The sequence below is a fragment of the Candidatus Dadabacteria bacterium genome (genome assembly GCA_026708565.1).
In the GTDB taxonomy this organism is placed as follows: Bacteria; Desulfobacterota_D; UBA1144; order Nemesobacterales; family Mycalebacteriaceae; genus Mycalebacterium.
Window position 1 is genome coordinate 19,416 of sequence record JAPOUR010000053.1, and the last position, 11,659, is coordinate 31,074.

16 protein-coding genes are annotated in these 11,659 nt (G+C 54.0%); 7 read left to right on the forward strand and 9 right to left on the reverse strand.

What is annotated here, in order from left to right; all coding sequences use genetic code 11:
- The first annotated feature begins 1 nt into the window (after window position 1).
- The 7 genes from OXF42_06590 to OXF42_06620 are packed head-to-tail and all read left to right on the forward strand — an operon-like array spanning window position 2 to window position 4,482.
- The gene (locus tag OXF42_06590) at window positions 2–652 is read left to right on the forward strand and encodes an HAD family hydrolase (protein ID MCY4047750.1); all 651 of its coding nucleotides are present in this window, start codon (window positions 2–4) and stop codon (window positions 650–652) included.
- The gene (locus tag OXF42_06595) at window positions 653–1,822 is read left to right on the forward strand and encodes a 5-(carboxyamino)imidazole ribonucleotide synthase (GenBank protein MCY4047751.1); all 1,170 of its coding nucleotides are present in this window, start codon (window positions 653–655) and stop codon (window positions 1,820–1,822) included.
- Window positions 1,819–2,340, forward strand: a complete 522-nt coding sequence (purE, locus tag OXF42_06600; GenBank protein MCY4047752.1) for a 5-(carboxyamino)imidazole ribonucleotide mutase — start codon at window positions 1,819–1,821, stop codon at window positions 2,338–2,340. Before OXF42_06595 ends, purE begins: the two co-directional genes overlap by 4 nt.
- A complete protein-coding gene (locus tag OXF42_06605; protein MCY4047753.1) occupies window positions 2,337–2,507 on the forward strand; it encodes a hypothetical protein in 171 nt (56 codons plus the stop codon). The genes purE and OXF42_06605 overlap by 4 nt, the downstream gene beginning before the upstream one ends.
- Window position 2,508: 1 nt before the next feature.
- The gene (locus OXF42_06610) at window positions 2,509–3,498 is read left to right on the forward strand and encodes a hypothetical protein (protein ID MCY4047754.1); all 990 of its coding nucleotides are present in this window, start codon (window positions 2,509–2,511) and stop codon (window positions 3,496–3,498) included.
- A gap of 12 nt (window positions 3,499–3,510) precedes the next feature.
- A complete protein-coding gene (locus OXF42_06615) occupies window positions 3,511–4,263 on the forward strand; it encodes a hypothetical protein (protein MCY4047755.1) in 753 nt (250 codons plus the stop codon).
- A gap of 3 nt (window positions 4,264–4,266) precedes the next feature.
- Window positions 4,267–4,482 (forward strand): hypothetical protein, encoded by a 216-nt coding sequence (locus tag OXF42_06620; GenBank protein MCY4047756.1) that lies wholly within the window; start codon window positions 4,267–4,269, stop codon window positions 4,480–4,482.
- An 81-nt stretch (window positions 4,483–4,563) separates the two neighbouring features.
- Here the strand turns inward: OXF42_06620 and OXF42_06625 are convergent, their stop codons facing one another.
- The 9 genes from OXF42_06625 to OXF42_06665 form a co-directional block, all read right to left on the reverse strand.
- Window positions 4,564–5,028 carry an RES family NAD+ phosphorylase gene (locus tag OXF42_06625; GenBank protein MCY4047757.1) on the reverse strand — a complete coding sequence of 155 codons (465 nt, stop codon included), beginning with the start codon at window positions 5,026–5,028 and terminating at the stop codon, window positions 4,564–4,566.
- Entirely contained in the window at window positions 5,025–5,447 is a 423-nt protein-coding gene (locus tag OXF42_06630; GenBank protein ID MCY4047758.1) for a DUF2384 domain-containing protein, read from the reverse strand. The genes OXF42_06625 and OXF42_06630 overlap by 4 nt, the downstream gene beginning before the upstream one ends.
- Window positions 5,448–5,511: 64 nt before the next feature.
- Window positions 5,512–6,417 (reverse strand): heme o synthase, encoded by a 906-nt coding sequence (gene cyoE, locus OXF42_06635; protein MCY4047759.1) that lies wholly within the window; start codon window positions 6,415–6,417, stop codon window positions 5,512–5,514.
- Window positions 6,414–7,250, reverse strand: coding sequence for a COX15/CtaA family protein (locus OXF42_06640; GenBank protein ID MCY4047760.1), 837 nt, complete (start codon window positions 7,248–7,250; stop codon window positions 6,414–6,416). Before OXF42_06640 ends, cyoE begins: the two co-directional genes overlap by 4 nt.
- A 3-nt stretch (window positions 7,251–7,253) precedes the next feature.
- Entirely contained in the window at window positions 7,254–7,571 is a 318-nt protein-coding gene (locus tag OXF42_06645; GenBank protein ID MCY4047761.1) for a cytochrome C oxidase subunit IV family protein, read from the reverse strand.
- A gap of 15 nt (window positions 7,572–7,586) precedes the next feature.
- Window positions 7,587–8,177: a cytochrome c oxidase subunit 3 family protein gene (locus OXF42_06650; protein MCY4047762.1), complete on the reverse strand. Its 591-nt coding sequence runs from the start codon at window positions 8,175–8,177 to the stop codon at window positions 7,587–7,589.
- Window positions 8,178–9,791 carry a cytochrome c oxidase subunit I gene (ctaD, locus tag OXF42_06655; protein MCY4047763.1) on the reverse strand — a complete coding sequence of 538 codons (1,614 nt, stop codon included), beginning with the start codon at window positions 9,789–9,791 and terminating at the stop codon, window positions 8,178–8,180.
- A 21-nt stretch (window positions 9,792–9,812) separates the two neighbouring features.
- Window positions 9,813–10,766 carry a cytochrome c oxidase subunit II gene (gene coxB / locus OXF42_06660; GenBank protein MCY4047764.1) on the reverse strand — a complete coding sequence of 318 codons (954 nt, stop codon included), beginning with the start codon at window positions 10,764–10,766 and terminating at the stop codon, window positions 9,813–9,815.
- A 7-nt stretch (window positions 10,767–10,773) separates the two neighbouring features.
- Complete coding sequence (locus tag OXF42_06665; GenBank protein MCY4047765.1) at window positions 10,774–11,589, reverse strand: SCO family protein; 816 nt, start codon at window positions 11,587–11,589, stop codon at window positions 10,774–10,776.
- Between the last annotated feature and the right edge of the window lie 70 nt (window positions 11,590–11,659).

An 11,659-nucleotide genomic window follows, 5' to 3' on the forward strand; every position in this document is an offset into this window, starting at 1 on the left:
GGTGAAATACGAGGCGGTAATTTTTGACCTTGACGGGACGCTTGTTGACTCCGTGGCGGACATAGCGGCGGCGGCGAACTCGTCTCTTCTCGCCCTCGGTTTTGCCGGTCGGGATGTTGACGAATACAAGTTTTTTATCGGCGGCGGCGCGGAGGAGATGATAAAAAAGGCGCTTCCCCCGGATGCCTCCCCCGCCGATGTGTCTGCGTGCCTTGAGGGGTTTATGGCATCCTACAGGGAGGCATTTGATGTGCGCACAAAACTGTATGACGGGATGGACAAACTGCTCTGTTCGTTGTCGGGCAGGGGCGTTAAACTGGCGGTGCTTTCCAACAAGCCGCACGAGATGACCTCAAAAATAGCGGTCAGTCTGCTTTCCCGCTGGGATTTTGCCGAGATAGTGGGGCACAGCGAGCGCACGCCGAGAAAGCCCGACCCGGCGGGCGCGGAGGGCGTTTGCAGAAGAATGGGCGTTGCGGCGGACAAAACGGCGCTTGTCGGCGATTCCGCCGTGGATATGGAAACCGCGGTCGCCGCCGGAATGCTTCCCGTGGGCGCGCTGTGGGGGTTTCGGGGCAGGGATGAACTGGTGCGCTCCGGAGCGCGTCATGTCATAGGCCGCCCGGAGGAACTTGAGGGCGTTTTGGAGTAAATGGCAAAAGGGATACAAACAAAACTCGGCATTTTGGGCGGGGGGCAGCTCGGCAAGATGCTGTGCCTTGCGGCGGGCAACTGGAATCTGCATACACGGGTTCTTGACCCGTCTGAGGACTGCCCGGCGGCAAAGTTTTGCGCGGAGTTTGTTCAGGGCGATTTCAGCAATTACGATGATGTGATGAAGTTCGGCGGGGGTCTTGACGTTCTCACGATAGAGATAGAGCATGTGAACACGGACGCGCTGAGGGAACTTGGGAAACGGGGTTTGAGTGTCTGTCCCTCCGCTGAAATCATCTCCTGCATACAGGACAAAGGGTCTCAGAAGCAGTTTCTCCGGGACAACCAAATCCCCTGCGCTCCCGCGAAGGGCTCTTTGGGAACTGTGTTTAAGTCTTCCGCAGAGATAAAAGCCGCCGTCCGCTCCGGCGATTTAAGTTGTCCCTTTGTTCATAAACTGTGCAGGGGCGGTTATGACGGGCGCGGGGTGTTTATTGTCCGCTCGGACTCCGACCTTGACGGGCTTCTTGAAGGCGAAGCCATAGTTGAGGAGTTCATTGACATAGAGAAGGAGATTTCGGTCATCATTGCGCGAAATGCGTATGACAAGACCGAGTGCTTCCCGCCGGTTGAAATGGTGTTCAATGACAGGGCGAACCTTGTGGAGTATGTCGCCTGTCCGGTTCGCGGGGTTGACCCGCGCGCGCTCAAAGAGGCGGAAGAACTTGCCGTCCGTATTGCGAAACTCTGGAATCTGCGCGGAATAATGGCGATTGAGATGTTCCTTACAAAAAGCGGTGATGTTCTGGTCAATGAGTGCGCCCCGCGCCCGCACAACAGCGGCCACCACACGATAGAGGCGTGCGAAACCTCCCAATACGAGCAGTGCCTCCGTGCGGTTTTAGGCATGCCGCTTGGAAGCACAAGGCGTAAAACAGCGTCCGTTATGGTAAACATCCTCGGAGAGCCGGGGCACGAGGGGGAGGCGGTTTATGACGGGCTGGAAGAGTGTATGAAGGTGAAGGGGGCGGGTTTCCACATTTACGGCAAGCGGCGCACAAAGCCGTTCCGCAAGATGGGGCATGTTACCGTTACGGATGAAGATTTGGATGAAGCCTTTGAAAAAGCGCGTTTCATCAAACAAACTTTGAAGGTGGTGTCATTATGAGCGAGCCGGTTGTAAGCGTTATTATGGGGTCGGATTCCGACCTGAAAGTTATGAGGGAGGCGGCGGACTTTCTGGGCGGGATGGAAATTCCGGCGGAGGTTACGATAGTGAGCGCCCACAGGACTCCCGAACGGCTTTTTGATTTTGCCAAAAAGGCGCACACAAGGGGAATAGAGGTCATCATTGCGGGAGCGGGAGGGGCGGCGCACCTGCCCGGAATGGTGGCGTCAATATCGCCGCTTCCCGTAATCGGCGTGCCGATAAACTCGCGCGGCTCCATTGACGGCGTGGATTCGGTTCTGTCAATAATGCAGATGCCCGCGGGCGTTCCGGTTGCCACAGTGGCGGTTGACGGCGGCAGAAACGCCGGAATTCTCGCGGCGGAGATACTCGGCGTGAAAGACGGGAAGGTCAGGGAAAAGATTGTTGAGTTCAAAAAATCACTCGCCGAAGATGTCCGGAAGAAGTTTGAAAAACTGGAAAAAGAGGGCTATGTGGAGTATTTGAAAGGGAAATGAACGGGCGCAAAAAGAGTTCGGATGACTGGCTGAAAACGCTTGAGGAAGCGAGGGAGTTGTATAAGCAGTATCTGTATCTCGGCGAGATTCGTGAATTGACTGTTATGTTGAAAGAATTGAGGAAAATGACGGGACATCAGCCTCCCGACTCTTTTCAGGTGAAATAACATGGCTTCTCTCAGTGAACTCATAAACTGCCTTCAAGGGGGCGCTCTCAAAAAAGACCCGAACTGGCTTAACAAACGCCTTTCCAAAGAGTTGGCGAATGTGTCAAATCTTCGGGGCGGCGCGACTGTTATTTTTTACGCTTCCGCATTTTTGCAGAAAAATGCCGCCGGTTCGGGGGTGAACATCAGCCGGGAGGATATCAACGGCTTTATGAACGCTCTTCACGGGATGAAAACCGACAAGGGGCTTACTTTAATCCTGCACACTCCCGGAGGAGACCCGAATGCGGTTGAGAGCATAGTTGAGTATTTGCACGGCAACTTCAGCCGCATTGAGGTGATAGTTCCCTATCTGGCAATGTCCGGCGGCACAATGATAAGTCTGGCAAGCGACCTTCTGGCGCTTGGCAGGCAGAGCCAGCTCGGCCCCATTGACCCCCAGTTGTCCACCGGCGGCAAGGCGTATTCCGCAAGGGCAATTCGTGAGGGGTTTAATCAGGCGAGAGAGGATATTGAGAAAAATACCGGCATGGGACACCTTTGGGCTCCCATTTTGCAGAATATGGGACCTTCGCTTGCCATGGAGGCGGAAAAGGCGTTGTCCTACAGCAGGGAGTTGGTGGTCCGGTGGATGAAGCGGAGGATGTTCAAGGATATGGAGGATGAGGCGTTGCGGGAGAAAACGGTTAACGGCATTGCGGCGTATTTTAACGCCGAGGATACCGCCGGCGGCACGATTCATGTTCACGGGCAGAGGATAGGGGCGGAAAAGTTAAGGGAACTTGGCGTCCGGGTTGAAATGCTTGAGGATACGCAGGAACTTCAAACCGCCGTTATGACGGCATACCATTTGATGACTTTGATTTTTGAGAGGACTCTTTCATCAAAATTTATCGCCGATGACGGAGGGAAGATGTGGTTTAAGCAGCAGTCCGGAGTTCAGCCGCCCGCAAAGTTAGTTCCCGCCAAGCCGGTGCAGAAGAAGGGATGAGGGGGAAGAGAGGTGGCTAAAAATAAGATGCCGCAATGGAGGCAAGTTTTAGATTCGCTTGAGGAGTTGGGTGGAGTGGCGACTCTTCTGCAACTATACAGGCAGACGATTCCTGCAAAAACGGCTCAATGGAAAACAAAAACTCCTGAGGCGACCATTCGCCGTATTGTTCAGGAAAATCCAGAGGTTTTTCACAAAATCAAGCCGGGGTTGTATTGCGTTCAAAGGCGAGCGGCGGAACTGGACGCGCGGTATAAATTACCTCAACAAGGTGAAATTCCCCCGAACATTGCAAAATATACGCATTCCCACTATCAGGGGTTGCTGGTGGAAATTGGCAGTTTGAAGAAATATAAAACCTTTGTTCCATCGCAGGACAAAAATCGTCTGTTTCTGGGAAAGCCGCTTGTTGATATTTGTGATTGGACGACTCTTCCCCAGTCTGGTAGTCACAACTTCGGCTATCCGTGCCTGATGAGACAGGCAAAAACAGTAGATGTCATTTGGTTTAATGAACGTCAAATGCCAAACACAATGTTTGAGATTGAATTATCCACTGATATGAATCGTTCTTTGATTAAGTTCAATGAGTTGCAAGATTTTTATACTCAATTCAAAATTGTCGCCCCTGAATGGAGGGTGAAGGAATTTCAAGACAAAAAAGATCTGACTTCTTTTCGAGAAATTCGTAACCGTGTAAAATTTGTAAGTTTTGAAGAAGTTGAAAAAAGTCACAGCGCCGAGGCTAATTGCTGGAGGGATTGAATTATGACGGCAGATGAAAAGTATTCGTGCAAGGCGTGTGGAAATAATCACTTTGTCGCTCCGGCGGACGCTCTTGATGTTTTTCGCGGCGAAGGCGACAAGTTGATTTTTGTCCGCACGGAGGCTGCAAATTGCGGTCCGGAATATCTATGTTGCGAGGAGTGCGGTGAAGGACTTGATATTGATGTTTCCGCCGTTTTAATAGAGAGCAATTCATAAATCAATCCTAATGATTTTGGAGCAACTTTATTGCCGTGATTGCAGTACGGAACTTGATACTGAAACCATTGAATTTGCTCCCTAAACCAACCGCGAATCAAACTCAAACTTAAGCGGCTTTGCCTTCCCTGCCACCCGCTTAAATCCCTTGTGCGCGGGGTTCAGCAGATAGATGCTTTCCCTCGGAACAACCGCGCTCGGCAGGGCGAGGGCAAGTTTCCGGCTTTTCGTAAGCCACCTGTCGCCAATCTCTTTTGTCTCCTCTGATCCGGGGTAATCCCGCCAGGTTTTAGGCAGTCGCCCGGTGTCAAAACGCTCAATATCGGTTTCATTCAAGGGCAGTTGAAACAACGTGTAGCCCTCAACGGCAACTCCCTTCCTCTGAACAAGAATCTCAAGAATTGAAAGAGATTCCGAACCGGCGGTATAGACACACCGACTCCCTACGCTGTTCCACCTTCCGCCAAACTTTTCCGCCCCTTTCCCGGAGAATGCGTCCTCCGCATACTCATCTATTACAATCCGGTAAACATTCAGGGGCTTCAAACTATGATACCGTGCTTGAGGCGCTCTATAAGGACTACAACAGAATCAGCCTCCGCCGATGTTTTCAGCATGTCAACGGGCCTGCGGTCGCCAAGACCGAGAACAGGGTGCGTCAGCCAGTCCATTGCGGCTTCCCTGTCTCCTCCAAAGAAACCCGTCGCCGCATCCATAACCCTCGCAACCCTGTAAAGACGGTCGCTCTCGTCCCTGTTGAACCTCTTTGCCTTGGAGCGGCGGGCAAGCGTTGCCGGGGCAATGGCCGCCGCCTCCGCCACCTCTTTTTTGCTCAAGCCCGATATGTCGGCAAGTTTGTTGTAAACCTGATACGGAAACCCCGCTTCCAGACACTCGTGCAGTTCAGCCTCCTGTCTGGGAATTCCGGTCTCATACCAGATGTCTTTGTGCTTTCCCGTTGCCATTCTTCACCCCTCCTTCATTTGATACACTCATACTATATCAAATGAGAGAAACAATACAACCCCGTCAAACAAGTTTCATCAACTCGTTGACTTCACGCTCTTTTATCACAATGTCAATCATGAGCGACGCCATTATCATCAGCATGTAAATGATTGACGCGCCAAAGGCGGCCTCATAGCCGCCGCCTTTAATCGCGCAGCGGGCTACGGCTATGTTGAAATAAACGCCGAGGGCGAGGGCAACGGCGGCGAAATACTCGGACGTGATTCCCTCAAGCCAGAATGCGAGGGTCAGGGGAATAAGCGAGATTGAGTAAAGGGCAATCAGAATGTTTGTGTATTTTTCGCCGAATGCGACCGGCAGGACGGCTATTCCCGCCTTTTCGTATTCATTGCTGTATTTCTGCGCCAGCGCCCAGAAGTGGGGCGGCTGCCACAGCATCATGAAGGCAAAAAGCAGAACGGCGTCCACGCCAATATCAGGGCGCACCGCCGTGTAGCCTATCAGGACGGGAAGCGCGCCGGGAATGCCGCCGAGAACAGTCCCGAACGGAGACGCCCGCTTGAGAAAAATGGTGTAGAAAACAGTGTAACTCAATGCGGCAAGCGCGATTAATGCCGCGTTCAGAATGTTTATCCAGACCGCCGCGGCAACGGTCGCCCCGGCCATCATAAGGCACGAGACAATCGCGGCGTTCCTCTCCCCGACAGACTCAAGCGCCCGAACCCTCGCGCTGAGCCGGTCCATCATTTTGTCCGACTTTCTGTCCAGAAAGTTGTTGAAAATCGCCGACCCCGCCGCGCTCACCATCAGGGTCAGGCAACCGGCGAGAGCCGTCTCAAAAGGCGGCAGCCCCCTTTGCGCGAGAACCATTCCCGCAAGTCCGGTGAACACCACGCTCAGGATGATTCCCGGCTTTGACAGTATCACCGCCGAAACAACAACCCGTCCGGCGCTTTTGCCGCTCATTGCGGGCGCGCCCCGCCTGAGCCGCTTTCAAACCACCTCAACAGGCCGAATGACAGTATGTGCAGGGCGACCAATAGGTGAAGCGCGGTTGCCGCGAACTGAAGACCCGAATGTATCATCCCGACACCTATCAGAATTTGAACCGCGACCGAGATGAGGATTATGTTGGCGCTCCGCCCGCGCGTGCCGGGGAAAACCGCCATTCCAACCGCCATCAGCGCGACCGCGTATCCTAAAATCCTGTGGGAAAAATGGTAGAGAACAACGCCCGAAAGCCCGGACGGAATCCACTGGCCGAGGCACTTGGGAAAGTCGGGACCGCACGCGAGACCCGCATGGGAATGGCGCACAAAAGCCCCCAAGACCGACTGCGCGAACACCAGCGCGGCAAGGGCGAACCAGACCCCGGCGACCCCTGATGTTTTCAGCCCCGCGCCGCTCTCAAAACGTCCCATATACAAAGTGAGGCAGAAGATAAGGACGCCGTTTGCAAAATGAACAGTCGTGAGGTCGGTCGGTATCTTCAGCAGAACCACCGCCCCGCCGAGCAGGATTTGAGCGGCGAGCAGAAAAATCGTCAGATAGGGAACCGCCTTTGCCGCGCCGGTGTATGTCCGCATCCGCCGGACGGAAAGCCACACAATAAGGACGGAAACAACCGCGCCGATAACGCGGTGCAGAAACTCCGCGTATATGTCCCACCGGAGCGGCGGTATGACCTCGCCGTGGCACAGCGGCCAGTCCGGGCAGGCAAGCCCCACTTTCAGGCCCGCAACCACATTGCCCCACACCAGAAGAATCACAAGGGAGATAACGGCGGACTTTGCCAGCATGGGTCAGTCCACCGCGGGAATGCGCGAGAAAGTCTCCATCAGGGTAAACCCTATGAGGAGCAGCAGAAGAAGCAGCGGATATATGGCGTATATCCAGGTCAGTTTGTCTTCAAACTTCAGATGCATAAAGTAAAGCGCCACAATCCCCGCCTTTACGGACGCGATTACCATCGCCACGGTGATGTTCAAAAAGCCGCCGAGGTCTTTGCCCGCGCTCCATACTGTCAGCACGGTAAGCGCCATAAGCGCGCCCCACACGGCGATATACTGCCGCGCCCCGTGCGAATGGTCATCGTGTTTTGCGTTTTCCTGTGTTGCCACTTTAAGTTTCCTCCGTCACCCTATCAGATACAAAAGCGGGAAAAGGTATATCCAGATCAGGTCAACCAGATGCCAGTAAAGACCCGTGAGTTCAATCGGCGTGTTGTATTCCGCCGTGAAAACACCCCGCCGCGCTATGAAGAACATCGCTCCGAGAAGCAGTATTCCCACAAACACATGGATCATGTGCAGTCCCGTCATCAGAAAGTAAAGGGCGAAAAATATGTTGGTGTCGGGGTAAATGTGGTGGCTGAACTTCGCGCCGTATTCAAAGTATTTGTTTATGCCGAACACAAACGCGCACAGAATTGTTACCGCAAGAAAGATGAGCAGTTTTCTCGTGTCCCCGCGCTTTGACGCGGCGACCGCAAGCGCCATTGTCAGACTGCTGAAAATCAGAACCACCGTGTTTATCGCGCCGAGCGGGACGTTTAATTCCAGACTGCTCTCGTGAAACAGGACGGGAAACTTTGCCCTGAAAAGCGCGTAGGCGGCAAAAAGCCCGCCGAACAGAAGGACTTCCGTTCCCAGAAACAGCCACATTCCCAGTTTTGACGACTGGTATTCCGTTGCCGGGTCAAGGTCATGCGCGTGGGTTGTGGACATTTACTTCTTCTCCCCCTTATCCCCGTATCCGTAGGTCCAGTCCGTAAAGACCGGGATTTCATCAAAGTTCCCGTGCGGCGGCGGAGACACCGTGTCCCACTCCGGAGACAGGGAGTCATACGGGTTGTTCCCCGCCTTGCTCCCCTTGAAAGCGCAGTAAAGCAGGTTTGCGAACATCAGAGCGATTCCCACGGCAAGCACCCATGAGCCGTAGGTGGAAATCAGATGCCCGTAGAGAAACTCATCGGGATAACTCGCATATCTGCGGGGCATTCCCTGAGTTCCCATTATGTGCTGTATGAAAAAGGTCAGGTTGAAGCCGACAAACACCAGCAGCCAAGCCAGTTTTGCCACCGGCTCGTTGAAGTCTCTGCCGAACATCTTGGTAAACCAGTAGTGAAGCCCCCCGAAAAACGCCATAACCGTGCCGCCGAACATCACATAGTGCATGTGCCCCACCACAAAGTAGGTGTCGTGAAGGTGAACGTCCGCCGCAAGAGCGCCGAGAAACACCCCGGTAAGCCCGCCGACAGTGAACAGGAAGATGAATGACAGGGCGTAAAGCATCGGAGACGCAAGCAGTATTGAGCCCTTGTAAAGGGTCGCCAGCCAGTTGAACACCTTTATCGCGGTCGGTATGGCGACCAGCATGGTTATGAATGAAAACACCTGCGCCGCAAGCACGGATATGCCGCTTACAAACATGTGGTGCATCCACACGAGGAAACTGATGACGGCTATTCCGAAACTGGAAAACGCTATCGCCTTGTAGCCGAATATGGGCTTGCGGGAGAATGTGGGAAGGATTTCCGAGATAATGCCCATTCCCGGAATGATCATAATGTAAACCGCCGGGTGCGAGTAGAACCAGAAGAAGTTCTGCAAAAGAATGGGGTCTCCGCCCTTGGCGGGGTCAAAGAAACCGATGTCAAGCGTTCTCTCGGCAATCAGAAGCAGCAGGGTTATGCCGACCACCGGGGTCGCAAGCAACTGGAGAATTGATGTCGCGTAGGACGCCCATATAAACAGCGGCAGCCGCCCCCAGTTCATTCCGGGCGCTCTCATTTTGTGGATGGTAACGATGAAGTTCAGCCCCGTCAGGATTGATGAAAATCCCAGCACGAAGATTCCCGCCGTTATCAGTATGACGTTCGTGCCGGACTCCACGCTGTATGGCGCGTAAAACGTCCAGCCGGTGTCAACCGTGTCTCCGAGGAGCGCGTAAAGCAGAACCGCCGTTCCGGCAAGGTATATCCAGTAACTCGCTATGTTCAGTTTCGGGAACGCCACATCCCGCGCCCCTATCATCAGCGGTATCAGAAAGTTGCCGAAAGACGCCGCTATGCCCGGCACGATGAAGAAAAACACCATCACCGAGCCGTGAAGCGTGAACAGAACATTGTAGGTGTGCGGAGAAAACACATCGCTTTCCGGAGTGGCGAGTTCATAACGCATAAGGAGCGCCGCCACGCCCGCGAATATGAAGAAGAACAGCAGACTCACCAGATACATAAGCCCGATGCGTTTGTGGTCGGTTGTTGTAAGCCACTGCCAGAGCCCCGTTCCGCCGTGCGCGAAATAGGGAACCGTGTGTGAGCCGCCGTTTTCAGACATTGTGATTTTTCCTCCTCTCCGTCATTCCAGAGTCTTTACGTACTCAATTATATCCGACACCTCGGCCTCGGAGAGTATGCCCTTGAAAGAGGGCATAACCGGCTGGTATCCGGCGACCATCTTTACCTGCGGCTCGTAAATTGACTCTATGATGTAGTTCTCGTCCGCCCGCACTTCAGAGCCGTCCGTCAGTTTTTCCATCCTGCCGAAAAGCCCCTTGAAAGTGGGCGCGATTCCGTCGCTTCCGTCTATGCTGTGGCAGGCGTTGCAGCCCCTGTTGGAGTAAAGTTTCTCGCCCCTTTTGTTTGACGGAAGAGACGACAGCGCGCCCCCCGCCACTTCGCCGCTTGAGCCTTTGCCCTCCCAGCGGGCGAATGCTTCGGGGCTCATCACATTGACGCGGCCCAGCATTTGCGAGTGCCCCGACCCGCAGTATTCGGCGCAGAAGATTATGAAACTTCCCACCTTGGTGGGCGTGAACCACAGTTGAGTGAACCTTCCGGGCAGAATGTCCTGCTTTACCCTGAATGCGGGTATGAAGAAACTGTGCAGAACATCTCCCTCCGCCGACCTCATTATCATTTTGACGGGCATGTTCTGCCGGACATTGAGTTCATTGACGGTTTTTCTGCCGTCCGGGTATTCAAACTCCCAGAGCCACTGCCGGGCGACCACATTAACCTCAAACGCCTCGGAGGGGGGTCTTCTCAGTTCGTTGAACACCACGAGGCCGTGAATGAATATCGCCACCAGAATAATGGAGGGGATTACCGTCCAGATTATCTCAAGCGTTTCGTTGCCCGTGATGGGCGGCGTGCTTTCGCCGGGCCCGCGCCGCCGGTATTTCACCGCCAGCACAACAAGCGCCACCGACACTATGATAAAAAATATGAATGAGATAACGGTTACCGCTATCAGAACGCCGTCCACTTTGGATGCAATCTCCGACGCGGCCACCGGAAGCCAGTTGTTCATTTATTGACTAATCACCCTCCGACTTTGTTTTGTTTCTCCACATCCTATAGAGAAAAGCGGTTAGGGCAAGTAGTGTAACCGCTCCGGAAACTTTTACCAAGAAAAGAGCCCTAAGGGCATATTTCCCGCCCACGGGGTCAAATTTATAACAGAAAAGAAGCACTTTGTTAATGACCCCGCCGCCGCCTATCTTCCCGTCCGCCGCCTCAAGGAGGGCGAGCCGCACGTCTTTCGGGTCGTGCTGTATTCCGTAAAGGTATCGCGCCACCTTGCCTTCGGGAGTCAGAACTATCAGCGCGGACTGATGGTCAAACCCCTCGCCTTCTTTCCTGAATGAATACCCGACCGCTTCGGTCAGCCGTTTGACGCCGCTTGCGTCCGAGATGAAAAAGCGCATTCCCTCCTCATCCTGTCCGCCGGAGAGAATGGCGTAATTTTCCGCCGCCTTTTGCGCCGCGATCTCCGTTGTGTCCGACAGGTCAAAACTTACGGTCAGAATTGTGTAGTCATCGCCCGCTTTGAGGGGCGCCGCGCCGCTTGCAAGGGTGTTTGCCGTTTCGGTGAGAAACTGCATTCCAAAGCGGCAGTTGTGCGGGCAGGTGTAAAAAACCAGATGGAGAAGCGAGGGCTTTTTGCCGTCAAAAAACCGGCCTGTGGTTTCCTTGCGCCCCCGGTGGTCGGTAAGTGAAATGTCTCGCGGAACTTGCGCTCCGGACTTTTCTTTTATGCCTATGGTTCTCAACTGGGCGGTGTCCGTAATTGAACGCGCCTCAGACGCGAAAAGCGCAATGACGATAAGCGGCAGTAATAGGGCGGGTCGCATGGCGTAGAAGCACGGGGAATTGTATATCCGCCGCCGCGCCTGTCAAGAATGCGGGGGAGGGGGCGGTCTT

Excerpts from the sequence above, each read along its gene's own strand:
- ctaD (MCY4047763.1), bottom strand. The coding sequence starts at position 9,791 with ATGTCTGAAAACGGCGGCTCACACACGGTTCCCTATTTCGCGCACGGC.
- OXF42_06605 (MCY4047753.1), top strand. The coding sequence starts at position 2,337 with ATGAACGGGCGCAAAAAGAGTTCGGATGACTGGCTGAAAACGCTTGAG.
- coxB (MCY4047764.1), bottom strand. The coding sequence starts at position 10,766 with ATGAACAACTGGCTTCCGGTGGCCGCGTCGGAGATTGCATCCAAAGTG.
- OXF42_06620 (MCY4047756.1), top strand. The coding sequence starts at position 4,267 with ATGACGGCAGATGAAAAGTATTCGTGCAAGGCGTGTGGAAATAATCAC.
- OXF42_06640 (MCY4047760.1), bottom strand. The coding sequence starts at position 7,250 with ATGCTGGCAAAGTCCGCCGTTATCTCCCTTGTGATTCTTCTGGTGTGG.
- purE (MCY4047752.1), top strand. The coding sequence starts at position 1,819 with ATGAGCGAGCCGGTTGTAAGCGTTATTATGGGGTCGGATTCCGACCTG.
- OXF42_06595 (MCY4047751.1), top strand. The coding sequence starts at position 653 with ATGGCAAAAGGGATACAAACAAAACTCGGCATTTTGGGCGGGGGGCAG.
- OXF42_06610 (MCY4047754.1), top strand. The coding sequence starts at position 2,509 with ATGGCTTCTCTCAGTGAACTCATAAACTGCCTTCAAGGGGGCGCTCTC.
- OXF42_06665 (MCY4047765.1), bottom strand. The coding sequence starts at position 11,589 with ATGCGACCCGCCCTATTACTGCCGCTTATCGTCATTGCGCTTTTCGCG.
- cyoE (MCY4047759.1), bottom strand. The coding sequence starts at position 6,417 with ATGAGCGGCAAAAGCGCCGGACGGGTTGTTGTTTCGGCGGTGATACTG.
- OXF42_06630 (MCY4047758.1), bottom strand. The coding sequence starts at position 5,447 with ATGGCAACGGGAAAGCACAAAGACATCTGGTATGAGACCGGAATTCCC.
- OXF42_06650 (MCY4047762.1), bottom strand. The coding sequence starts at position 8,177 with ATGTCCACAACCCACGCGCATGACCTTGACCCGGCAACGGAATACCAG.